The sequence below is a fragment of the Sphingobacterium paludis genome (assembly GCF_004364125.1).
Classification (GTDB): Bacteria; Bacteroidota; Bacteroidia; order Sphingobacteriales; family Sphingobacteriaceae; genus Sphingobacterium; species Sphingobacterium paludis.
This window is the reverse complement of record NZ_SNZV01000002.1, coordinates 598,520-621,012: the sequence shown is the minus strand read 5'-3', so window position 1 is coordinate 621,012 and position 22,493 is coordinate 598,520. Positions and strand designations below refer to the sequence as shown.

The 22,493-nt window shown below is 43.5% G+C and carries 20 protein-coding genes; 6 read left to right on the top strand and 14 right to left on the bottom strand.

Annotated features, from left to right (window positions below; all coding sequences use genetic code 11):
* Window positions 1–58 precede the first annotated feature (58 nt).
* A complete protein-coding gene (locus tag B0I21_RS05590) occupies window positions 59–1,585 on the top strand; it encodes a glycosyltransferase family 39 protein (RefSeq protein ID WP_243835955.1) in 1,527 nt (508 codons plus the stop codon).
* A 194-nt stretch (window positions 1,586–1,779) separates the two neighbouring features.
* On the opposite strand, the gene B0I21_RS05585 is transcribed toward B0I21_RS05590, so the two are convergent.
* The 4 genes from B0I21_RS05585 to B0I21_RS05575 all read right to left on the bottom strand — a co-directional run bounded on the left by B0I21_RS05585 (window position 1,780) and on the right by B0I21_RS05575 (window position 5,183).
* Window positions 1,780–2,673: an SDR family oxidoreductase gene (locus B0I21_RS05585; RefSeq protein WP_133639466.1), complete on the bottom strand. Its 894-nt coding sequence runs from the start codon at window positions 2,671–2,673 to the stop codon at window positions 1,780–1,782.
* A gap of 20 nt (window positions 2,674–2,693) precedes the next feature.
* Window positions 2,694–2,855: a hypothetical protein gene (locus B0I21_RS20020; RefSeq protein ID WP_166637778.1), complete on the bottom strand. Its 162-nt coding sequence runs from the start codon at window positions 2,853–2,855 to the stop codon at window positions 2,694–2,696.
* 44 nt (window positions 2,856–2,899) lie between these two features.
* The gene (locus B0I21_RS05580) at window positions 2,900–3,352 is read right to left on the bottom strand and encodes a ferritin-like domain-containing protein (protein ID WP_133639465.1); all 453 of its coding nucleotides are present in this window, start codon (window positions 3,350–3,352) and stop codon (window positions 2,900–2,902) included.
* Window positions 3,353–3,464: 112 nt separating this feature from the next.
* Window positions 3,465–5,183: an IlvD/Edd family dehydratase gene (locus tag B0I21_RS05575; RefSeq protein WP_133639464.1), complete on the bottom strand. Its 1,719-nt coding sequence runs from the start codon at window positions 5,181–5,183 to the stop codon at window positions 3,465–3,467.
* Window positions 5,184–5,394: 211 nt separating this feature from the next.
* Between B0I21_RS05575 and B0I21_RS05570 the strand changes: the two genes are divergently transcribed.
* Together B0I21_RS05570 and nhaA are read left to right on the top strand one after the other, a co-directional pair.
* Window positions 5,395–6,225, top strand: a complete 831-nt coding sequence (locus B0I21_RS05570; RefSeq protein ID WP_133639463.1) for an alpha/beta fold hydrolase — start codon at window positions 5,395–5,397, stop codon at window positions 6,223–6,225.
* A gap of 231 nt (window positions 6,226–6,456) precedes the next feature.
* Window positions 6,457–7,638: a Na+/H+ antiporter NhaA gene (gene nhaA / locus B0I21_RS05565; RefSeq protein WP_133639462.1), complete on the top strand. Its 1,182-nt coding sequence runs from the start codon at window positions 6,457–6,459 to the stop codon at window positions 7,636–7,638.
* Window positions 7,639–7,668: 30 nt separating this feature from the next.
* Here the strand turns inward: nhaA and B0I21_RS05560 are convergent, their stop codons facing one another.
* The 5 genes from B0I21_RS05560 to B0I21_RS05540 form a co-directional block, all read right to left on the bottom strand.
* Window positions 7,669–8,802, bottom strand: coding sequence for a M50 family metallopeptidase (locus B0I21_RS05560; RefSeq protein ID WP_133639461.1), 1,134 nt, complete (start codon window positions 8,800–8,802; stop codon window positions 7,669–7,671).
* Between the two features lie 385 nt (window positions 8,803–9,187).
* On the bottom strand, window positions 9,188–10,246 hold the full coding sequence (locus tag B0I21_RS05555; RefSeq protein WP_208292265.1) for a YncE family protein: 1,059 nt from the start codon (window positions 10,244–10,246) through the stop codon (window positions 9,188–9,190).
* A 304-nt stretch (window positions 10,247–10,550) separates the two neighbouring features.
* Complete coding sequence (locus B0I21_RS05550; RefSeq protein ID WP_133639459.1) at window positions 10,551–11,027, bottom strand: DUF6438 domain-containing protein; 477 nt, start codon at window positions 11,025–11,027, stop codon at window positions 10,551–10,553.
* 108 nt (window positions 11,028–11,135) lie between these two features.
* The gene (locus B0I21_RS05545; RefSeq protein ID WP_208292264.1) at window positions 11,136–12,368 is read right to left on the bottom strand and encodes a hypothetical protein; all 1,233 of its coding nucleotides are present in this window, start codon (window positions 12,366–12,368) and stop codon (window positions 11,136–11,138) included.
* A 43-nt stretch (window positions 12,369–12,411) separates the two neighbouring features.
* Window positions 12,412–15,153, bottom strand: coding sequence for a TonB-dependent receptor (locus B0I21_RS05540; RefSeq protein WP_133639458.1), 2,742 nt, complete (start codon window positions 15,151–15,153; stop codon window positions 12,412–12,414).
* Window positions 15,154–15,456: 303 nt separating this feature from the next.
* On the opposite strand from B0I21_RS05540, the gene B0I21_RS05535 reads away from it, so the two are divergent.
* From B0I21_RS05535 to B0I21_RS05525, 3 genes are all read left to right on the top strand, one after another.
* Entirely contained in the window at window positions 15,457–16,095 is a 639-nt protein-coding gene (locus tag B0I21_RS05535) for an ABC transporter ATP-binding protein (RefSeq protein WP_133639457.1), read from the top strand.
* Between the two features lie 94 nt (window positions 16,096–16,189).
* Window positions 16,190–17,566, top strand: coding sequence for an ABC transporter permease (locus tag B0I21_RS05530; RefSeq protein ID WP_133639456.1), 1,377 nt, complete (start codon window positions 16,190–16,192; stop codon window positions 17,564–17,566).
* A gap of 1 nt (window position 17,567) precedes the next feature.
* Window positions 17,568–18,050, top strand: a complete 483-nt coding sequence (locus B0I21_RS05525) for a hypothetical protein (protein WP_133639455.1) — start codon at window positions 17,568–17,570, stop codon at window positions 18,048–18,050.
* 721 nt (window positions 18,051–18,771) lie between these two features.
* Here the strand turns inward: B0I21_RS05525 and B0I21_RS05520 are convergent.
* Genes B0I21_RS05520 through B0I21_RS05500 form a run of 5 tightly spaced genes read right to left on the bottom strand, consistent with a single transcriptional unit; the run spans window position 18,772 to window position 22,487 of the window.
* Window positions 18,772–19,488: a 16S rRNA (uracil(1498)-N(3))-methyltransferase gene (locus B0I21_RS05520; protein ID WP_133639454.1), complete on the bottom strand. Its 717-nt coding sequence runs from the start codon at window positions 19,486–19,488 to the stop codon at window positions 18,772–18,774.
* 4 nt (window positions 19,489–19,492) lie between these two features.
* Window positions 19,493–20,809: a hemolysin family protein gene (locus B0I21_RS05515; protein ID WP_133639453.1), complete on the bottom strand. Its 1,317-nt coding sequence runs from the start codon at window positions 20,807–20,809 to the stop codon at window positions 19,493–19,495.
* A gap of 8 nt (window positions 20,810–20,817) precedes the next feature.
* Window positions 20,818–21,360 (bottom strand): inorganic diphosphatase, encoded by a 543-nt coding sequence (locus B0I21_RS05510; protein WP_133639452.1) that lies wholly within the window; start codon window positions 21,358–21,360, stop codon window positions 20,818–20,820.
* A gap of 9 nt (window positions 21,361–21,369) precedes the next feature.
* Entirely contained in the window at window positions 21,370–22,014 is a 645-nt protein-coding gene (locus tag B0I21_RS05505) for a DedA family protein (RefSeq protein ID WP_133639451.1), read from the bottom strand.
* A 53-nt stretch (window positions 22,015–22,067) separates the two neighbouring features.
* Window positions 22,068–22,487, bottom strand: coding sequence for an HIT family protein (locus B0I21_RS05500; protein WP_133639450.1), 420 nt, complete (start codon window positions 22,485–22,487; stop codon window positions 22,068–22,070).
* Between the last annotated feature and the right edge of the window lie 6 nt (window positions 22,488–22,493).

The window sequence follows — 22,493 nt, the reverse complement described above, 5'->3', positions numbered from 1 at the left end:
CGTACCAAGTCATTACGCGTATGCCTTAACAAATTGATTTATGCAAAACACTTCCCGCTTGAGGAACATAGTATTGTTCAGCTTTATCATACTGAAGTTTATTCTTCAATATCATGTATTGGGCGATGCTTACGAATTGCATCGTGATGAATTTCTCCATTTAGATCAAGCAAATCATTTGGCTTGGGGCTACCTTTCGGTTCCGCCAATGACATCCTGGATTTCCTACCTAATCGGGCTATTGGGCAACAGTATTTTTTGGATAAAATTTTTCCCTACGCTCTTCGGCGCCCTCACTATGGTCGTCGTCTGGAGGGCGATAGAGGCCTTGCAAGGAACCCTTTTTGCCTGCATACTCGGGGCTACTTGCATCACGCTTTCTGTCCTTTGTCGGTTAAATGTGTTATACCAACCTAATTCGCTTGATGTCCTGTGCTGGACCAGCGTGTATTACTTTCTACTCCAGTATATTCGCAGCGACCGGCCAAAATGGCTTTACTTTCTTGCGGTAGCCTTCGCCATCGGATTCTTGAACAAATACAATATCGTTTTCCTTTTTATCGGCCTGTTTCCCGCGATCACGATCACTTCGGCAAGAAAAGTCTTTTTCTCGTCACACTTTTACCGCGCCTTGCTCCTGGCCTTCGTCTTAGTCTCGCCTAATCTATTTTGGCAGTACCGATATGACTTTCCGGTATTCCTTCACTTAAATGAGCTTGCCGATACGCAACTTGCCCACGTCAGCCGTTGGTCATTTATCAGTTCACCGCTTTTTTATTTCTCAGGATCTCTCATCCTTATGCTCGTCGGCCTCTATGCCCTCGCTACCCAAAAAGCTTGGATAACATATAGGCCTTTTCTTTGGGCATTTGTTTTGACGTTTGCGCTCTTCATTGCCCTGAAAGCAAAGAGCTATTATGCCATCGGCATGTATCCTATTTACTTTGCATTCGGAGCGGCCTACACAGAAAAACTTTTGTCTAACAGCACATGGTTCTATCGTGCCGCACTCATGATATTGCCCATCCTATTCTTTTTACCAATGTACAACATTGCATTCCCTAACAAACCGCCCGAGTACATTGTCAAACACCAGGAGATTTACAGAACATACGACATGCTACGCTGGGAAGATGGAAAGCAACATGCCTTGCCCCAAGATTTTGCAGATATGTTAGGATGGAAAGAGTTGGCGAGAAAAGTGGATAGCGTGTATAGCCTGATAGTATCTCCAGAGCAAGCACTTGTCCTGTGCGACAACTATGGTCAGGCGGGCGCGATTAACTATTACTCCACCAAAGGGATCCAAGCAGTTTCCTTCCAAGCAGACTACGTTAATTGGTTCAATCTCAACAAGCCTTATAAGCATTTGATCCGGATCAAACAATCGCGGGAAGAGGAGCAAGAAATGCGCACAACGGCTCCCTTTTTCCGAAAGTCTGTCAAGGCGGGTCAAGTCACTAATGTCTACGCGCGCGAATATGGCACCATTATCTTTCTTTTTACCGATTCCAAAATCGATCTCAACGAACGTATACGTGCGGAATTGCAAGTACAACCGGCGTTTTTTCACCGAGATAATTAGCGTACTTGTTAAAGCGTTTAGATACACACTCCCTGAAAAAGATTACCTTTCTAGGACCCGCTTAAACAATAAAAATCCCGTGTCTCACGACAGGGGACTTTATTAACAAAATTTAATTTCAAGTATTATTCCAACATATACAGGACAGTCGTAGCGGCCTTTTTGTTTAAAAAAATTTGATTTTTCTTTAACCGTTACGGATGTCCGCCCCCACCTGCTGCACCGTATATCTGCCCGTTAGCATAGCTTGCTTCACTATCCGCTAGCTGCACAAATATAGAGGCCAGTTCAGCGGGCTGTCCTGCCCTACCTAATGGCGTATCACCACCAAAGTCCACCAGCGTCTCCGGATCTTTACTGCAGGCCTGCAATGGTGTCCAAACTGGCCCAGGTGCGACACCATTCACGCGAATACCTTTCGGGCCTAACTGCTTGGCCAGTGACTTCACAAAGCTTACATTAGTTGCCTTGGTGAGGGCATAGTCCAATAGCGTTTCTTCCGGATCATATGCCTGCACCGAGGCCGTCACGATGATGGCCGACCCTTCCGGCATGTGCGGGATAGCGGCCTTCGTGATCCAAAATGGCGCGTATACATTGGTTTTCAAGGTGTCATCAAAGCTCTCATCGGGAATATCCAATATAGAATCATAGCTCTGCTGATAGGCCGCATTATTGACCAATATATCCAAACCGCCCAATTGCTCCACCACATCTTCTATCAGTTGACGACAAAAGCTTTTATCCCGGATGTCGCCGGGTATACCAACCGCTTTTTGGCCAGCCTCTTCTATAAGCGCAAGTACATCCGCAGCATCCTCCTCCTCGGCAGGCAGGTAGTTGATCGCTACATCCGCTCCCTCGCGTGCAAATGCAATAGCCGCAGCGCGGCCAATGCCGGAGTCGCCTCCGGTGATAAGGGCGAGCCTGCCCGCTAGTCTTCCGGCGCCGCGATACGACGATTCTCCATGATCGGGCACCGGATCCATCCTTTTCGCCAGGGCGGGAAAAGGTTGCGATTGCGCTGGGTATGGTGGCCGCGGATATTTATTTACAGGGTTCTCTCGTATTATTTTCTTTTCTTTCATAGCCAACTTGTTTGTTTCAACTAACGAACGGCGTTTGGGCCATTCGGTTTTGCGGAACTGACATCCAGGAAATCAACGACGCCTTGCAGCAGAGAAAAAGAGCTTATACAAAAGGCCATACTACCTCGCCAGGTAAGTAGGTTATCGCCAGGAAACACGGTTGAGAGCTCTGTCTTTTCCATTGCATGGTTGCGGCTATTCCGCGCTGAGAAACATCAACCTACGCTCATCGTGATGCTTTAGCCGCATCACGTAGGCGCTTGATTTCATCATGTCCTTCCTTAACACCAAAAGCTTGTTTCATTACCAGGGATAGGGCATCTCCGGCCAAGTTTGCGTGATCCAGCGTAGCCTTATAGGCAGCTTTAATCGCATCTTCGCCGCGCTCGGCCTCCTCCAGAATGCTCAATCGATCCGTACCGCCAAATAACGATTTAACATCAATCCATGCTCGGTGCAGCGCTCCGGTAACGCTCGTACCGGTTTCAGCATCGCCACCTTCCCGCGCAACAACTAGGCTTAGCTCTTGACTAAAGGTTCGACTCTGTTCGCTATAGCGCTGAAAAATGCTTTTCAGATCTATGTTTTCATCCTGAATATCGGCGATGGCTTTCTCAAAGCCTGCTACTCTATCGTTGTTGATTTCGATCAACTCATTTAAAACTGCTAGATTTCCCATAATAACTGTCTAAATATGTTTTTTAATTGTATTGTTGAGGTTTGTATGTTATTAACCCTCCGATTGCCGCTGCGTTATCCCGTTGGCCAAGCAAGCAAGAAACCTACGCCTGCTAATGCGAGTCTCGCGTCACCGCATCGCCAGAACTTCCACGCAAAAAATCGAAATCAGCACCTAAATGTGCTTGCTGCACATGGTCCTGATACAGTTTTGCATAGCCCCGTTCGGAGACGGGGTAAGAAGGTTTCCACATCGCTCTACGCGCGTCAATTACCGCTTGGGAAAGCTCCACATTTAATGTCCTTGCTATGGCATCCAGCGTGATCACATCGCCAGTTTCTAGAAGCCCAAACAAGCTGCCTGTAGCGGCTTCCGGCGACACATGTAACACCACCGTACCAAACGCTGTGCCGCTCATCCGCCCGTCAGAAATACGTATCATGTCTGTTATGCCACGATCAAGCAATTTCTTCGGAATACCCATGTTACCGACTTCGGGCATGCCTGGGTATCCTTTTGGCCCTACATTTTTTAAAACAAGGATCGTGTTTTCATCGACATCCAGATCAGGGTCATCAATGCGCGCTTTAAAATCCTCTATGTCCTCGAAGACAAAGGCCGGACCACGATGCCGCATCAAGTGCGGAGAAGCCGCCGATGGTTTCAAGACCGCGCCATTTTCGCAAAGGTTTCCTTTCAGCACCCAAATTCCGGAATCCACTTTTACCGGCGATGCCAATGGCGCAATTATAGCGTCGTTGTGCGTTTCTGCATGCGCTACGTTCTCGCCCATCGTTCGCCCAGTAACCGTCATTGCGTCGCCGTGTAGGCGTTCTTTCAAATTGCGCATAACAGCGGGCAATCCGCCGGCATAATAGAAGTCTTCCATAAAAAATTCACCAGATGGCTGCAAGTTTACCAGAAGTGGAATATTTTTTTCAATACTTTCAAAATCCTCGATAGCGAGCGAAACACCCATGCGACCTGCGATAGCCAACAAGTGAATGATAAAATTGGTGGAACCACCTACGGCGGCATTCGTCATAATAGCATTTTCAAATGCTTTGCGCGTCAAGAGGCTGGACAGCTTTACATCCTCGCGCACCATATCAACAATACGCGCCCCTGATAGTTGCGCTAGCACTTTTCTCCGTGCGTCGACCGCCGGGATAGCTGCATTATGAGGTAAAGTGAGTCCCATAGCCTCGACCATAGTCGCCATGGTGGAGGCTGTACCCATCACTGCGCAATGTCCAGGGCTGCGGCACATGGATGCTTCAGCCATATACATTTGCTCCTGCGTCATCAATCCGGCGCGACTCTCTTCACTAAACCGCCAGATATCGGAGGTTGCAATACTTTTATTCAAATACCGGCCCGTCAACATCGGCCCGCCCGACACCATTATCGTCGGAATATCCACGCTACAGGCGCCCATGAGTAACGCTGGCGTAGTTTTGTCGCATCCACAAAGCAGCACCACACCATCAAGTGGATTGGCACGGATGGATTCTTCAACATCCATACTTGCCAAGTTTCGAAACAACATGGCGGTAGGTTTCATCAAGGTCTCGCCCAATGACATCACCGGAAATTCTAAAGGATAGCCTCCCGCTTCTAGTACACCGCGTTTTACCGATTCCGCTAACTCTCTTAAGTGGGCGTTGCATGGCGTTAACTCTGACCAAGTGTTGCAAATGCCAATGATAGGCTTGCCCGAAAATTCATGATCCGGAATGCCCTGATTGCGCATCCATGCGCGATAGATAAAGCCATCTTTGCCCTTACGGCCAAACCATTCTGCACTTCTTAATTTTTTATCTCCATCCATGTAGGATTGTTTACGCCTTGTGTCTGCCATCGAATAGTGAACAAACGGCCTTACATAACGTTTTTTCCAATCCGTTGTTATATCTCGTCAGTCAGGACACGGACTCCAAAACTTTGCGAAAGCAATCCATGTTGCTCGAGATAAACGTTTTTCCCTTTCTTAAAACTTAAATGGTTTTTAACAGTTCTTTTTAAAACAATATGTACATCATATGGCAACAATTATAAATAAAACAGATACAGAAGAAGTGGGTCTGCATGTTGCGGACTATGGTTCGGGACAACCCATCATTTTAATTCATGGATGGCCATTGAGCCATAAGTCTTGGGAGCAGCAGATTCCTGCCCTGGTAGAAGCAGGCTACCGCGTTATAGCGTATGATAGACGTGGGTTTGGGGAGTCTGATAAACCTTGGGATGGCTACGATTACGACACGCTAGCCGGCGACCTACATAAAATAATTACGGAGTTGCAACTCAGCAACGTAATTCTAGCTGGCTTCTCGATGGGTGGTGGCGAAGTTGTTCGATATATCAGCAAATATGGGGAGGATAATATCTCAAAAGTGGTTTTAATCTCGTCGATCATTCCGTTGGTAAAGCAGAAAGACGACAATCCCGATGGGGTTCCGCCAGAAAAACTGGAGGAGATCGCCCAGGCTTTAAAAGATGATCGCGTGGGATTTCTAAAAGGCTTTCACGAGCAATTTTACGGTGTGGATAAAGATCCGTCTGCGGTATCGAAGGGTCAGTTGGACAATGATTTCATAATCGCGTCCCAAGCGGCGCCCCAAGCTACCACGAAAGCAGCAGATGCGTGGGCAAATACTGATTTCAGAGCGGAATGCGCCAACGTTAGCGTACCGACATTGATTATACATGGAAAAAAAGATGCGACTGTACCCTTCGCAAGCGCCGGCCAACAGGCTAGCCAACTGATTAAGAACAGTCTATTGATTACGTATGACGATGCCGCACACGGCTTAAACATCACGCATGCGGAACGCTTAAATAATGACTTGCTAGGCTTTCTGCGTGCCTAGATAACACGACTTTGGAGCAGCATTCGCTGGCGCCATTATCTAGAAAGTGTTTTCTGTTATATCCTTCTGTGGAAGGTAATAATGGGAAACGCTTTTTTTGTTTGCAGCTCGCCTAACGCGTTCGCTTTCTTTATTTTTGGATAACGCCCCGGCATTATCAATAAAATCTATGCAATAATTTGAAGACGGCTCGCTGTTTTAGCTATTTTTACCGAAATAGATAAAACCGAAATGGCGCAACAAATTAACTTACGTGTTTTTAAAGATTTTTTTAAGTCAAGCAATGCCGGTGGGATGTTGCTTTTCATGTGTGTGATTATGTCGCTTTTACTGGCGAACAGCCCTTGGGCTATGTCCCTGCAAAATCTATTGGACACTGGATTCGGCTATGAGAATGATACGATACACCTCAACTACTCCCTACTGCTCTGGATCAATGACGGCCTGATGGCGATCTTTTTCTTGCTCGTGGGGTTAGAGATAAAGCGGGAAATTGTGGAAGGGGAGTTATCATCCCCAAAAAAAGCATCCCTCCCCATTTTATGTGCCATTGGCGGCGCAATAGTTCCCGCCATAATTTACCTCAGTATAAATGCTGGTAGAGCAACCGCTGGCGGTTGGGGAATCCCTATGGCAACGGATATCGCTTTTGCACTTGCCGTTATCGGACTTCTAGGAAACCGAATTCCCGCAAGCTTAAAAATTTTCCTCGCTGCACTGGCTATTGTTGATGATTTAATTGCGATTCTAGTGATTGCCTTTTTCTATTCCTCGGGCATCCATGGTACGTATTTATTATACGCGGCTATCGGTGTTCTGGTATTGATCGCAATGAATCGGTTTAACGTTCGCAATCCGTATCTATATCTAATTCCCGGCGTTTTTATTTGGTATTTTATCCACCACTCCGGCATCCACGCCACGATAGCTGGCGTATTGGTGGCCATGACGATTCCCACGAACGATACTGCTGTCGAATCGCCTCTGGAACGTTTGGAACATGCATTGACGAAACCTGTCAATTTTATCATTATTCCGCTTTTCGCTTTTGCAAACACGAATATTACGCTTACGTCTGACATGTTTGCGGGTCTTACTTCGCCACTTGGGCTTGGTGTTGGTCTTGGTTTATTATGTGGCAAGCCAATTGGTATCCTGATCACCTCTCTTGTCTGCACCAAAACCAAAATAAGTGCTTTACCCGCAGGAAGTTCCTGGTCGCATATTGTTGGAGTTGGGCTACTTGCCGGAATCGGCTTTACGATGTCAATTTTTATAGCCATCCTGTCCTTCGATGATCCCTATCACATTGCAGAAGCGAAGTTAGCCATCTTAGTGACCTCGTTGCTTGCTGGAGTTGTGGGCTATCTACTATTGCGTAAGGTCGGGAGCGCGGCGAAGATGAATGGGTAAAGAGATGCCAAATTTTTCTAGATGTTGGGTTTATTTGAGGAATGGTGTGAGGATTCGATCCTGAATTTTCGGAGCGAGGCGACGAAATAGACAAGCTTCATCCGCATCCAAAACCGCAGTATGTTGCTCAATCTTTCGCCACAACTTTTTTGCTTTTTCAAGTTGATCCAGATCGGCATATGCCACAGCCAAATACATAGCGGTTTCAAGGGTATCCGTGCCTATCAAGTCTTCACGGAAGTGCTTTGCTAACAACGGTATCGCCTCCGTGGCACGGCCTTGTTCAACCAAAATATACCCATGTAACGATTCAACAGCCATAAACTTTCCCGCAAGCGCGCGAGCTTTCAGAATCATGTCTTGAGCTTCGTCTAGCTTGTCGAGCAGTAGATATACATAAGCTAGATTATGGTAGACATAGGTTTCAAACACTTTAACATCTGGATCGTTTATATGATGCAGCAAGTTCTGCAAAATGCTCTGTGCTTCGCTATATCGCCCTTGCTTGATGTGCAGCACGGCGACGTTGATATATTGTATTTTATTAGCATCAAGATTTGAAGCATATGTATCGTAAATTTTTAAGGCTGCATCATATTTCTTTTCTTCGATCAGATCGTTTGCCTTCATCCATTCGTCTTGTAGCGGATTCAGTGATAATTCCTCTTCCTTCATAAACGGGATGCCGAGCAACTGTCTGCCGTCGGAGTCGATTGCGATGCCCATAAATTTACCCTTAAATGGAATAAGGTTTACAACGCCCATAACGAGGTTTGCAGCACCGAATATGGGTAACCACTCGATACCATCTTTGCGCAGAAAAGAGTGTGGCCAATGGTATAAAAAGTTAATAGCGAAAAATAGATTGAACAATGGACCGCCCAATATGGTGATAAATCTTCGGGTTCGCCGCTTTGTACTTCTTCTATACACGGTAAGTACGGCTCCGGAAAACAGCGTGGCATGAATAGCGAGCTTGGCGCCAAAAAAACGCCAGACTGCTATCTTGGCACCCGTTCCCAAGGTTATCTGCCAAGGACGCTCCCCTACTAAGCGAGCAGCGACGTAGTGCCCTGCTTCATGACAGACCACACTCAGCGCTAGCGCATAAAGAAACCACAGGTAGCTCCCTACTAAATAAGCCAGCATAACGGTTTCTTTCATTGAAAAAAGATGGCCATAACGAGATAGGCAATCCAGATATTCCCAGGAAATACCACAATACGTATTTTACGAAGAGTAAGGCTTACAGTGTTTATAGCATGCACGATTTGGTACGTTTATACTCCAATAGCAGTAGCAAGATAATGAACGTTCAGCACATGCGCAACTGAAGCAGCCTATCTCTTTTAACCTAAACAAAAAGATAAACAGATCGACAAAAATATACAGTTTATTCTAAATAAAATTAAAAAGACGCTCATCCAACACGTCAACGGACTATCTACCACGTAGCGACTTCACAATTTACAGCTGTTGATCGTGGGCTAAGTGTGGGCGCGAAGATGTTCTTTTGTGTTACCCTTTTATTAGAAAAAGATGTAGCCTATCAATTTTTCAGAAAGCCTACCGTTCCCCTTCCGGACGAATGGGAACGAAGTAACTTCCCGTTAAGGTCATAAATCAATACCTGACTGTCATCTTCATAAGGGCTATAGGCAGAAAGGAAAATCCGATCATCAATAATCGCTAAACCGTCGATGTATTCACGCGTCTTGGGAAAATCCGAACAGGTGAATAATGGTTTTGCAGGAGCCTGTTGAGCCTTCACATCCAAAACATATACGTCAAGTCCTATTGTGAAATATAACTTACCTTTATTTACTTCGAGATCATAAGCGTCGGCCATACCGCTCAATTTGGTTTGATGAATGATTTTTCCACCTGAATCTAACGTGTATATGTAAGCGTTATTTTCATCCCATTCCCTGGTGAGCGCATAAACATTTTCGTTATCGGTAATCAATGAAACTACCCTTCCTTTAGGTAAAGTGCCGCCTCCTCTTACCGTGTTAGTCTCGCTATCGATCAAAGAGATTTGATTGCTATAAGAATTTTGATCCGGCACAAATAGTATTCCGTTGAGTATCACCATTGAGTTGACATAGCCGGGCAAAGATATTCTCCTGATTAGGGATAGGGAATGCCTGTCCAAAATTGAAAGCTGATTAACCCCGTCGTTGAACCTTGTGCCATTACTGACATAAATAAACTTATCGTTTAACACAATAGCGGTGGGGCTTTCTAAGCCAAAGGAAGTTTCAGCATTTTTTTTAGCCGTGTAACGATTACTAACAACCAATCTTTGGGAGTCATTGAAGACACAATAAAGTAAGCTATCTTTAATGGCCGCTCCACGCAGAACATTTCCCATTTCTTCCCCGTTGCTCTTTACGTAAATATCCAGATCGATCGTTTTTAAATCGCTCGAAATAAAGTCCAGTCCGCCTCTAAAGTCCGAAAAAGTACCTTCATTCAATACAAATACCCCACCGTCAAAAGTTCCTAAAGATTTTCTATCTTCTTCTATCTCTGGATCTTTTTTGCATGAGCTGGCTACACCAATTACAACAAAAAACCACAATTTAACCATGATTTGAATCCGCATATCGTTATCTGCTACTTATCCATCAAAGATAATTGAATTTGATTAAAAAAGAACAAATTATAAATTAAAGACAATAAATCACAAATATATAATTGAAGCAATCAGATAAGGAAAATTTAACTGCAAATATTTTGAAAAACACAACATTGATGAAACTTATAGTATTCAATTTGGCAACATATCCAGACATCTGCTACAAGAACAAGAGGTCGTACTCTATACAATCATATATACCGTACATAAATCACCATATCATCGGAGAATTCGATGACATGGTGATTTAAAGACCGTGAGGATCAATCAGCTATTTTGCAACATCCCACTTCACGTCAGTGACTAACTTATCTATATGTTCATAAAATTGCGTCAGTTCCGGTGTGCCACGTCCGCCGTAGTCATTGACTTTTTTTTCCTGCTCTTTACCGTACCGTATAGCGATATTGACCGATGGAAGATCAGAAACATTGCGGTTTCCATAGGTCTCTTTCAGGTTCTGGTAGTCCAATGTATGAAGCAGCTTGACTAAATTTTCCCAGTCTGCCTGTGGTACTTTTCCAATAAATTTACCTTTAAGCTTATTGGGCAGATGGTCGCGGGCATCTAACGTCGCTGTACCATCCGCGCTGATCTGCACTTCGTACATGGGGCAAAAGCCAAAACAAGGTGTGCGCTCAACCCATATACTGCTTATATTTCCAGCTTTACTACCCCTATCTTGCTTGGCTGTTTTACAAGAAGCAAACAAAAAGGCAACGATCGCAAAAAGATATAGATATTTCATAGCGTATTTTGGATAGTGATGACCAAAAATATTGCCAAACTATACCATGCAAAAAAGACGGCCCCATCGGAACCGTCTTTTTAAAACTATTTTTACGTTGGAAAGGTCTTATAGGCCTACTGTCCAACCCTGTGTCCAAGTAGGGGCATTTACACCATTACCAGCACCTGTTGCGTTAGCATTTTCAGTAAACAATCTAGATACATCAACTGCTGCACCAGCTGTCGAAGAGCCTTTTGATTTCGTAGTGACGTTATCAAATCTAACATTGGTCGCTTTTAATGTACCTGCAGTAACAAATGCAAGGCTCTCATCGTGTTGAATATCAAATCCTGTACTCCAATTGCTTAACACAATGTTATCGAAATTACCATTCGTTCCAACACGCATTTTAATAGCCTGCGGTTCAGATCCTACTGCACCAGCTCCTATCAATGTCATGTTTTTAATGGTAGGGTTAGACAAAGGAGTCGCAGCATGATTACTCGAGTTGTTATCAGCTTCTATACCTCTGTTGCCAGCGTTCGTTCTTTTTCCGTACCAGTTTTCACCTGTACCATTCCAACCTTCTGTCCAGTCAAAAATATCATCACCAACAACAGCCGTAGATGTATTAAGGGCAACTAAATATCTCGCATTCACCGTACCACCGAACCATTCAAAAGCATCATCCGATCCGTCTAGAGATTGCACGTATTCAACCGTTGTTCCGCTACCTACACCGAAGAATGAAAGGCCATTAAACTCTTTCTCACTGTTATAAGAGTATCCAGAATATTCAATTCTTAAATATTTAATGGATCCTGAATTGTCATTTGCAACTGTACCGCCATATGTTAAATCTGAAACCTCAGCAGAAGCCGTAGTTCCTCTATTGATTGGAGCGCGGCCGCAGATTACAAGTCCACCCCAAGCACCTGGAGTTTTCGTAGTTGACGTCATGACCACTGGGCTCGTTGCTGAACCTTCTACATTAATTTTACCACCTTGAGCAACACCTATATAACGAATCTCTTGACGAGTTGCTGAAATATCCGTAGCTTCAATTATTACACCCGGTTTGATCGTTAACGTAGCACCATTTCTAACGACTACTTTACCAGTTAGTTTATAGGTTCCAGATTCTAATACTACGTCTCCGTCATTGATATCGCCTTGGAAATCGTCGCGAATCAACTCAAATGATGAGTCTTCATCTGGACCAACTGGATCGCTATCACTACAGGCAGTAAAGGCCAATGACCCCATCAAAAACCCTAGACCTAAAACTCTAGCTTTCAAAAATGTAGATTTTCTCATTTTTATGTGATTTAAATTTATAATGCAAAAATAATTTCTCATAATTTCTTAATCATTAAGACAACATTACCATTATATTAAGCACTTAAAATATGTTATATTTAAGCCCCAGGGCGAATCTTACTCCTTTCTGATAGGATAAAATTGTCACCGGTGCATTTTGGTTCTCCTGCACTCTTTCATACGTTGGATCCAATAAGTTTCTAGCTGTAACATCGATACCAAAACGTCTATTCAGTTTATACTTCAAGATAAAATCCAACGTGCCGACACCTTTATCAACCTGATTGCCTTTGCCCTCTGTCCCTAACGCATACAATCTGTCAGAAAAATGATTGTAAACAACAGTCGCCATTAAATCTGATTCGGCATTCCATTTCTTCATGTACGATACGTCAGCATTCGCCAAGAAATCAGAGGCTCCAGTAAAACTCGCATTATCGTATGTAAGATTTAAATTGAAATTCGTCTCGTTTCTAACTTTCTCAGCACTTAGATCTTGATTGGTTTTCATATAGGCAGCATTAGCTCCTACCGATAACTTATCTCCATTTTCGAATGATAAGATATCTTTCTTAATTTCTATTTCCGCACCATACACGGTACCGTAGTCTCCAGTGTTTAGAAAAGAGATATCATTAGTAGACGATGCCAATGTCACTTCGTTTATAGGGTCTTTTATATATTTCCCGAAAGCAGTTACAGATAACAGCTCGCCCGACTTAGGAAACATTTCCCATTTCAGATCTAGATTATAATCTTCAGAAGGATACAAATCTGGGTTACCTATCTTGATCTCTGTTACGTCTTCGTAGATGAAGTATGCCCTCTCCTTGAACTGCGGAAGCGTGTATGTTTTGCTAGCTCCTAAACGAAGATTCTGTTTATCACTAACTTCATACTTCAACATTAGATTAGGAAGAAGACCATTGCGGTTAAATGTGTTCGTAGTTCCCGATCTATCCAAATTTGTCCGGTAAAAGATAGACTGCATAATATTCTCATACCTGAACCCTACAATTCCCGTCAATTTATCCGTCAACCTGTAATCCACATTAGCAAAAGCCGCATGTATATTTTGTCTACCCGTATAAACTTGAGGAAAGTCTTGCACAAAACCCTCTACCCCGAAATATTCGTTAGCATAATTTTCCCTATTGAAAAAAGCGTCTAAATTATTTGGGTCAACTTGCTGCTCTAATCCCGTAGCGCTAACGCGTAAGTTGAATTGGATATCCTCAAATTCTCTTCGTTTGATTTTTCCATTGTACCCGATTGACAACTTTCCCCGAGAGTTATCAGGATCTCCCAACTTATAATTACCTACCAAATTAAATGCAAGCTCATTTTCTGTCAAGTCTTGGTAATACCGATGGTTGTCCGTTGGTTGGTTTTGTGCGATAGCCCGGAAATTCAGATTATCATCGTGCCGCGTTATGTTCTGCGTACGGTCAGGTATGGAGCTCAACACGTTATTATAAGATGCGCCCCAGTCGATACCAATCTTTTCTGTAAACTGATGATTACCTAATAATTGCTGTACAAAAAGTTTATTTTGAATGAACGTTCCTCGTTGAATGATTCCTGTTCCGTTTTCCGCTAAATCACGGATAAAGCCGCTGTACGTATCGCGAAACTGATCCGAAGAATTAATGACCAATTCGTTATAGGTAATCTTATGGTTAGGGTTAATCATGTAGTTCACGTTAAACATTGCAGTAGAATTTGTTGAAAAACCAAACCGTGTTTGATTGAAATCTTTCAAGCGTTCTCCGCCTGCAGCAACACTTCTATTTACGCCTTCTCGGTAGTTAAAGTCGCTATTATAGTTTAAAACAGCGAAGAAACTTAACCGTCCTCCGTTCCTAAAGTTGATTGATTTTCCACCCAAAATCCCAAAATTGGCAGGTATTGGGGCTACACTGACAGGATTCAGGCTGTTATTAAAATTATACCCTCCTAATGGATCATTTGGAACGCCGTAATTCACAAAACCAGTCCGATTAGGTCCTTGCTGCAAATTGAAGTTGCCCCATTTATTTGCAACGTTTGTGTTTACACTGCTACCTAAGGAGATCTCAAGTAAACCTTTCCCTGAATAGTCTTTGGCAGCAATATCGACATTACCTCCTGCAAAATCACCAGACATGTAAGAATTGTACACCTTATCAATAGCTATAAAATCTACAATGTCTGTGGAGAAAATGTCTAAGTTGATATTCTTGCGCTCTGGATTATTAGATGGAATAGGTAGCCCATTGTATGATGTAGAATTATAGCGATCGCCCAATCCACGTACATAAACTTGATTACTTCCGTCTATCTTTGATACACCGCTCATCTTAGCCATGGCTGAAGCGGCATCGCCAACGCCTTTTCTGGCTAATTCCTGAGATCCCACTTTCTCCACCATAAGATTAGAAAGTCTTCTTTCGTCTAGCAAAGCGATTTCACTTGCGCGCTCGCGGCGTCTGGTAATGACAACTTCGTCCAATGTGGAGCTGGCATTTACCAGCGATACGGGAATAAACTCCCAGCTGTTTGTTTGTAGATTAAATTTTGTAGAATCGGCATTGTATCCCACAAAAGTACTGACCAATGTATATTCGCCGCCTTTGCTTGGTAGCGCAATAGAAAATTCACCACTTTCGTCTGTTGAGGTGGCGAGATTGCTGTTAGCAATCTTAATACTTACTCCGGGAATAGGTTGGTAGGTTTCTAAATCAAGAACCTTGCCTTTAACTCCAAATTGCTGTGCTCTAACCATGGAAACATGGATGGTTAATAATGAAATGATTAAAGCAGCATGATAGGCGAACTTGTTCATAGCGTGTTAAAATTATGTTGCAATATTATCACCTAAATATTAGCTCGGTGTTATCACACGGTTATCAAAACATCACCTGTTTGTTAAGGGAATATTAATAGAACAGTAAGTTTCTGTTACACTTGCTATGCTGCAAATAGTGACATCATTCGTCATACCTCCGCAAATGGACCGTAAAATAGCTTGTGGAGGCTTACGCCAGCAAAGGGATTGTATTTTTTTCGTTAATGAGAGTAAATGCAACCCTATTTCATTCGCCGTTCTATGGAATAGTTAGTAATTTGCAACATAAAACAAAAATGTATGGCCGATACCGTCTTATCTTCTGTTAAGCTAAGCTATCAATACCCGCAAGGCGTAAAGCTCGACTTTCCAGATATACATATATTGAAAAATCAGCATAGTTTGTTGCTCGGAGATTCAGGAAAAGGAAAAACCACGCTGCTGCATCTATTAAGTGGTCTATCCAAACCAACGCACGGGGAAGTGCAGCTTATGGAAAGAAACCTCTACAGCCTATCTGGCTCTGCACTCGATGCATACCGCGCAAAAAACCTAGGATTTATTTTTCAGGAAGCACATCTACTAAAAAACCTCAGCGTTGCCGAAAATATCAAGCTCGCGCAAAGTCTGGCCAAGCTGCCCGTGGATGAGCAAGCCGTTATGCATATGCTGAGCGAGCTTCAGCTAGCTGATAAAGCCAAGGCGCTTCCTCAGCAACTGAGCCGTGGACAGAAACAACGCGCTGCTATTGCTCGTGCCTTGATCAACCGCCCCGGACTACTATTGGCTGACGAACCAACAGCTTCGCTCGATGATACCAACACTGCACTAGTTCTTAAATTACTATTTGATGCAGCCGAAAAACATGGCGCTACATTGCTAATTGCTACCCATGATAAGCGCATTAAAGATAAGTTTGTACATGCCTATCAACTGTAAGCATGGGGCTATTCAATAATACGGTAACCAACGAATAAAAAATGAGATTGGAGAATGGCAAGCCCATCGGCCTGCTGCCAAAACAACACCCGATATGAACAATATACAACTTGTTTGGAAAAATATAACACAACAGCTGGGCTCCACCTTGCTCAGCGTATTGCTTACCGCTTTTGGTGTCGCTATTTTATGCGTCATCTACATCACGGGCGATGCTTTTGAAAAACAACTCAGCAACAACACCAAAAATATAGATCTTGTAGTGGGTGCAAAGGGCAGCCCGCTACAGCTCATTTTAAGTTCGCTTTACCACGTTGACAACCCAACTGGTAATATTGCTTTAGCGGAGGCACGTAAACTCGGCGACAATCCATTTATAGAATTTGCAGTGCCTATATCTCTAGGTGACAATTACAAAGGCCACCGGCTGATCGGTACTGAGCCTAGTTACTTAGCGCTCTATGCGCTTGAAATCGGAGAAGGAAAAATCTGGAACAAATCGTTCGAAGCAGTTATTGGGAGCGACGTTGCTCGGAAGCGTGGCCTAAAGATTGGCGATACCTTTAATACGGCACATGGACTTTCGGCAGAAGGACATGTGCATGATGAACACCCTTTCCGGGTTGTCGGCATATTAAATAGATCAAATTCGGTTGTCGACAACTTGATACTGTGTAATCTAGAAAGTGTATGGGATGTACACGGCATTGCGCATGGGGAAGAAGGTGGCGTCCACGATCACGCGACGGAACAGGAGCATCAGCACGCCAATCATGATCATGAACACGACCATGCGACAGCACAGGGAGATCAGCATGACCACCATGGCCACCATCATGAGGGGCAGGCGCATGAGGAAGAGCTTGTTTCGGAAAAACCAAATGACGTATTTGTAAAAAATATTGGCGAAGATATGCTGGAACATCGCGGGGATGAGGTAACGGCACTGTTGGTGAAGTACGCCTCGCCGGCCGCTATGGGGATTGTGCCTCGTCTGGTAAACCAATCGACGGATATGCAGGCCGCATCGCCAGCGATAGAAAGCACCCGTTTGTTTTCCTTACTAGGCGTAGGACTGGATTCACTGGCTATACTGGCCTACGTAATCATGTTTATAGCCGGTTTAAGTGTTTTCATCAGCTTGTATAATGCCTTGAAAGAGCGTAAGTATGATCTAGCCATCATGCGCTCCATGGGGGCATCACAAACTAAACTTTTCGGGCTTGTGTTAGTCGAAGGCTTAGTGATCACGTTTATTGGAGGTCTTATCGGTTTGCTATTGGGACATCTTGGTCTGTATCTGATCAACCAGCAGGCCAGCGAAAGTGCAGATTTCATCGAGGCATTCCGTGTGAATAGCCAAGAATTATTGTTAATTTTGGCTGCCTGCATCATCGGTATGTTTGCGGCCCTTATTCCTGCGATTCGTGCTTATAAAACATCCATTTCGACAATCTTAGCAGATAAATAACATGAAAAAAATAATTCTTTTTGTATTCTTGAGTTTTTGCAGCCTTTCCCTTGTACGGGCTCAGGTTGGCCAGTTTCCTGAAATGAATGTGCCTGACCATACTCCCATGATGAACAGCACTTGGGAAGCGATAGACAAAATGATGTACAAAGTGACCTACGAGGGAAATAAGAAAGTGTATACGCCTACCTATCCGCCGGTATTGAAAGCATTGGAAAATAAAACGGTTGAACTTCCCGGCTATTTGGTTCCCCTAACGAGTGGCCGTTCGCATAAGAAATTTATGCTTTCCGTATTGCCCGTGATGCAGTGTATGTTTTGTGGATCAAACGGCATTCCCCCAATGGTCGAAATCTTTTTGAAAGATGGATCGGTATTGTTTACCGAAGAACCTATTAAGATAAAGGGAAAAATGAAATTTAATCCCGAGCCTTTGAAAGGCAATTCAGAAATACAGGTGGTAGATGCTGTTGTGATTAAGTAAGGCAAATACGTTGTAGGGTGGTATAGTTCCTTAAACAAATTGTCCACCCCACATCCGTTCCGCCGCATGCCCCGGCAAGGCAAATGCTTTTGTAAGTTAGTGTGTTTTCTGAAACGAATGTCCTCCCCACAACCTCTCCGTCCTTGCCAGGACAGGGCCTTCCTTTTTTTTCTAAAAAAAGGAAGCAAAAAAATCGTCGCTGAATTTTTGTTGAATCCTTGTTGGGTGGTGCAAAGGCAAATGACTACATACGCAACAGAAATAAGGCGACATCTCGTTTAATAATAATCCCTGCAATCACTTAATCTACCAAAGCTTTTCTCAATACTAAGTACTACATACTATCATCTATAAAAAGGCGACATTTCGTTTAATAATGATCCCTGCAATCACTTATCTATTAAAGCTTTTCTCAATACTAAGTACTACATACTATCATCTATAAAAAAGCGACATTTCGTTTAATATTGGCTGGAAGTGATACAATATAAAATACTTGAGCTTGTCGCAATACGCAATACCCTTTCAAATGCGACACGTCGTTTAATAAAGATTAAGTGAAGTTAAAGGTAAAAAGTGAAATTTAACGGTGGAAAGTATCACGGTTTGTATCCCGTACAATTTCTACATACTAAAGACTACAATCTACATACTGAGTACTAAAATCTAAATACTAAACACTAAAATCTAGGTACTAAGTACTAGCATCTATATACTAACACTACCTATTTAACAAAGCAATTTCTAAGCAGCTTGCTAGCGCCGCTGTTTCGGTACGCAGGCGGCTTGTCCCTAACGATACCGGATGGAAGCCTAGTTCTAGCGCTTGTGCGATCTCGTTTTCAGAAAAGTCACCTTCGGGCCCTATCAGGAGAACGTAATGTCCCCCAGGTTTACAGAGGTGGTTAAGGTATTGCTTTTCCGTATCCACGCAATGCGCAATGCATCGCACAGCATTCAAATTGTCAGCTTGCGTTTTGAAAAACTGGTTTAATGATGTAGCGGAGTGTATGGTAGGCATATACGCCTTGAGCGACTGTTTCATGGCCGAAACCACCACTTTATTCAATCGATCGGTTTTCACTTCTTTGCGCTCAGAATGCTCCGTAATGATCGGTGTGATCTCGTGCACACCAATTTCCGTTGCCTTTTCCAGAAACCACTCGATGCGGTCTATATTTTTGGTTGGTGCTACGGCGATATGCAGATGGTAGTCAAGCTTCCCATGCTCGTGCACAACGTCGTTTATCACGAGCGTCGTACGTTTCGGGTGCGGATCCAGAATAGCCGCCGTATACCACCCCCCTCGCCCGTCAACGAGATAGACCCTGTCTCCCGCAACAAGTCGCAGTACACGCACCGCGTGCTTGCTTTCCTCTTCGCTCAGCACGAAGTTTTCATGCTGTGGCTCCAATGTTGGCGTATAAAATAAGTGCATGGAATTAATCTTCGTCGATATCGTCGTTTGGCGTCTCGACAAGGTCTAGCTTAACAAACTCGATATTTTGCTGTGTCTTTTTTATAATGGTGATGGCGTAGCCTTCCACCTCTCTCACTTCGCCAACGTCTGGAATCTTCTCAAAGAAATGGCTTACTAGTCCCGCTATGGTGTCATAATCGGAACTTTCCGGTAGCGCTAAAGGTAGGTATCCATTCGCATCATGCACATTTGCTCCGGCATCAACCATATATTCTGTCTCCGAAATACGCTCAACTAATGGTGTTTCCTCATCATACTCGTCTTGGATCTCACCAACAAGCTCTTCGACAATATCTTCCAGTGTAACCATTCCTGCCGTTCCACCAAACTCATCCAGCACGATGGCGATTTGAATGCGCTTCAGCTGGAACTCCGTCATCAAGTCATTGATCTTCTTGGTTTCTGGAATGAAATAGGGTTTACGCATGATATTTTTAAGCACGACCTGCTTCCCCTTTACAATAATGGGGAGAATGTCCTTGGTATGTACGATACCGACAATCTGGTCAATATTATCGTCATAGATAGGAATACGGGAATACCCCTCTTCGGTAACGGTATTGATAAATTCATCGGCTGAATCGAGCATATCCACCGCGACAATCTTGGTACGCGGTACCATGATATTTTTAACAATGCGTTCGTTGAAATCAAACACATTTTTGATAAGTTCATGCTCTGCATTGTTCAGTGCACCACTTTCTTTACCTTTCTCCAACAGGTACTGCAGTTCTTCGGAGGAGTGGCTTGCTTCGTGCCCATGCACATCAACACCGATAAGGCGAAGTAGGAAGTTTGCAAAACCGTTTAACAACCAGATGATTGGCCGAAAGATGTAATAGAAAAACTGCAGCGGCGCCGCGATACGCATGGTGGTCGCCACCGGACGCTGAATAGCGATCGATTTTGGCGCTAATTCTCCAAAAACAATGTGTAAAAAGGTAATGATACTGAAGGCCAGAACATGGCCTAAGTTTTTGGCAATCGGTCCGGAAAGTTCAATATTGACAAGTCCAAAAATCTTATGGACAATCTCCGTCATCACAGCCTCTCCTACCCAACCTAAAGCAAGTGACGCTAAGGTAATACCCAATTGCGTTGCCGCAAGATAGCCATCGAGATGTTCTGTAATATTTTTAGCAATCTTTGCTACTTTGCTGCCTGATTTCGCTTGCAGCTCGATCTGCGAGGCGCGTACTTTGACAATGGCAAATTCCGCAGCTACAAAAAAACCGTTTGCTAAAACCAAAAATATTGTCCAAAAAATGTCGATGGCCATGTTAGGGTTTATTTATTTCCGAATTCCTTGTTATACAATTCGATACTCTCTAAAAGGATTTCCTGTGCACGTGCTCTGCCGTGAAGTCCTTCTACTTGTACAGACTTCTTTTCCAGTGCTTTGTAGCTTTCAAAAAACTGAACGATTTCCTTCATTACGTGTGGAGCAAGTTGCTCAATATCTGTAATGTAGTTATAAATCGGATCATTTTTAGCCACCGCAATAATTTTGTCATCCTGCTCGCCACCATCAACCATGTTCATCACACCAATAACTTTGGCTTCCACCAATGTCAACGGGAGAATATCAACAGAGCAAATAACTAAAATATCTAAAGGGTCTTTGTCATCACAATAGGTTTGTGGAATAAAACCATAGTTCGCAGGATAAACAACCGAAGAACTTAGTACACGATCTAACAAAAGTAGTCCCGTATCCTTGTCTAATTCGTATTTTCCTTTGGAACCATTGGTGATTTCAATAATCGCATTGACGGAATTTGGCAAGTCGCTACCAGGAGCTATCTGATGCCAAGGATGTGTTTTACTCATTAATTATTATTACTGTTTGTTTGTTTTGTTTGCTTTTAACCACCTCTTCAATAAAGCTATCGCTATCGGCAAAAAGGCGATAACAATAAGCGCAACGATAATATACTCTACGTAATTGATTATTGCCGGAAACTTAACGCCCAAAAAATATCCTGTCAACGTAAGGAGACTTGCCCATAGGAAGGCACCCAATACATTATAGATGACGAATTTTCTGAAGTTTAGTTTTACTACGCCCGCAAATATCGGTGCAAAGGTACGAATAATAGGCACAAAGCGTCCAATGACGAGAGCGGTTCCACCGTATTTTTGGTAAAACTCTTCGGCCATGATAACATATTTACGTTTGAAAAGAAAGGAGTCTTTACGTTTAAAGAGAACGGGCCCTGTTCGATAACCAAACCAATAGCCGGCAAAATTACCCAAAACTCCGGCGCCAAGAATGCCCAGATACATTGTTGTAATATCCACATCGATCTTCCCTAGGGCACAGAACAGCCCCGCTAAAAACAGCAGGTAGTCGCCCGGTAAGAAGAAACCGAAAAACAGCCCGGTTTCAGCGAAGACAATCAATACAACAATATAAAACCCTCCATGGCTCAACAGGTATTCCGGATCCATCAACTGCTGAAACGACAGCAACAAGTCTTGCATATTATCTATTTAAGGAGCAGCCGAGAGGCCGCTCTTGAAATCCCTTTTTAATACTATGAATTAGCTGAATGTGTTACTTCTGAAATGGCTTCGCGGATAGATTCCGCAATCGTAGTCAATTCGTCTTCTGTTAAATCTAGCTTGGGGCGCCCGAAATTCATATCATCCACGTTATTCAATGGAATCAGGTGAATATGCGCATGCGCTACCTCCAGGCCAACAACGGCAATGCCTACCTTGCGGCATGGAAAAACTTTTTTAATCCCTTGACCTACAATCTTGGCGAAAACCCACATACCCATATATTCATCGTCATGGATATCAAAAATATAATCAGTTTCTTTTTTCGGAACCACCAAAACATGACCATGGGCTAGTGGACGCACGTCCAAAAACGCCAGATAATCATTACTTTCCGCTACTTTATATGCTGGCGCCTCACCCGACACTATCTTTGAAAAAATCGTTGACATATTTAA

Excerpts from the sequence above, each read along its gene's own strand:
- B0I21_RS05585 (WP_133639466.1), bottom strand. The coding sequence starts at position 2,673 with ATGAAAGAAAAGAAAATAATACGAGAGAACCCTGTAAATAAATATCCG.
- B0I21_RS20020 (WP_166637778.1), bottom strand. The coding sequence starts at position 2,855 with ATGGAAAAGACAGAGCTCTCAACCGTGTTTCCTGGCGATAACCTACTT.
- B0I21_RS05580 (WP_133639465.1), bottom strand. The coding sequence starts at position 3,352 with ATGGGAAATCTAGCAGTTTTAAATGAGTTGATCGAAATCAACAACGAT.
- B0I21_RS05575 (WP_133639464.1), bottom strand. The coding sequence starts at position 5,183 with ATGGATGGAGATAAAAAATTAAGAAGTGCAGAATGGTTTGGCCGTAAG.
- B0I21_RS05570 (WP_133639463.1), top strand. The coding sequence starts at position 5,395 with ATGGCAACAATTATAAATAAAACAGATACAGAAGAAGTGGGTCTGCAT.
- nhaA (WP_133639462.1), top strand. The coding sequence starts at position 6,457 with ATGGCGCAACAAATTAACTTACGTGTTTTTAAAGATTTTTTTAAGTCA.
- B0I21_RS05560 (WP_133639461.1), bottom strand. The coding sequence starts at position 8,802 with ATGAAAGAAACCGTTATGCTGGCTTATTTAGTAGGGAGCTACCTGTGG.
- B0I21_RS05555 (WP_208292265.1), bottom strand. The coding sequence starts at position 10,246 with ATGCGGATTCAAATCATGGTTAAATTGTGGTTTTTTGTTGTAATTGGT.
- B0I21_RS05550 (WP_133639459.1), bottom strand. The coding sequence starts at position 11,027 with ATGAAATATCTATATCTTTTTGCGATCGTTGCCTTTTTGTTTGCTTCT.
- B0I21_RS05545 (WP_208292264.1), bottom strand. The coding sequence starts at position 12,368 with ATGAGAAATTATTTTTGCATTATAAATTTAAATCACATAAAAATGAGA.
- B0I21_RS05540 (WP_133639458.1), bottom strand. The coding sequence starts at position 15,153 with ATGAACAAGTTCGCCTATCATGCTGCTTTAATCATTTCATTATTAACC.
- B0I21_RS05535 (WP_133639457.1), top strand. The coding sequence starts at position 15,457 with ATGGCCGATACCGTCTTATCTTCTGTTAAGCTAAGCTATCAATACCCG.
- B0I21_RS05530 (WP_133639456.1), top strand. The coding sequence starts at position 16,190 with ATGAACAATATACAACTTGTTTGGAAAAATATAACACAACAGCTGGGC.
- B0I21_RS05525 (WP_133639455.1), top strand. The coding sequence starts at position 17,568 with ATGAAAAAAATAATTCTTTTTGTATTCTTGAGTTTTTGCAGCCTTTCC.
- B0I21_RS05520 (WP_133639454.1), bottom strand. The coding sequence starts at position 19,488 with ATGCACTTATTTTATACGCCAACATTGGAGCCACAGCATGAAAACTTC.
- B0I21_RS05515 (WP_133639453.1), bottom strand. The coding sequence starts at position 20,809 with ATGGCCATCGACATTTTTTGGACAATATTTTTGGTTTTAGCAAACGGT.
- B0I21_RS05510 (WP_133639452.1), bottom strand. The coding sequence starts at position 21,360 with ATGAGTAAAACACATCCTTGGCATCAGATAGCTCCTGGTAGCGACTTG.
- B0I21_RS05505 (WP_133639451.1), bottom strand. The coding sequence starts at position 22,014 with ATGCAAGACTTGTTGCTGTCGTTTCAGCAGTTGATGGATCCGGAATAC.
- B0I21_RS05500 (WP_133639450.1), bottom strand. The coding sequence starts at position 22,487 with ATGTCAACGATTTTTTCAAAGATAGTGTCGGGTGAGGCGCCAGCATAT.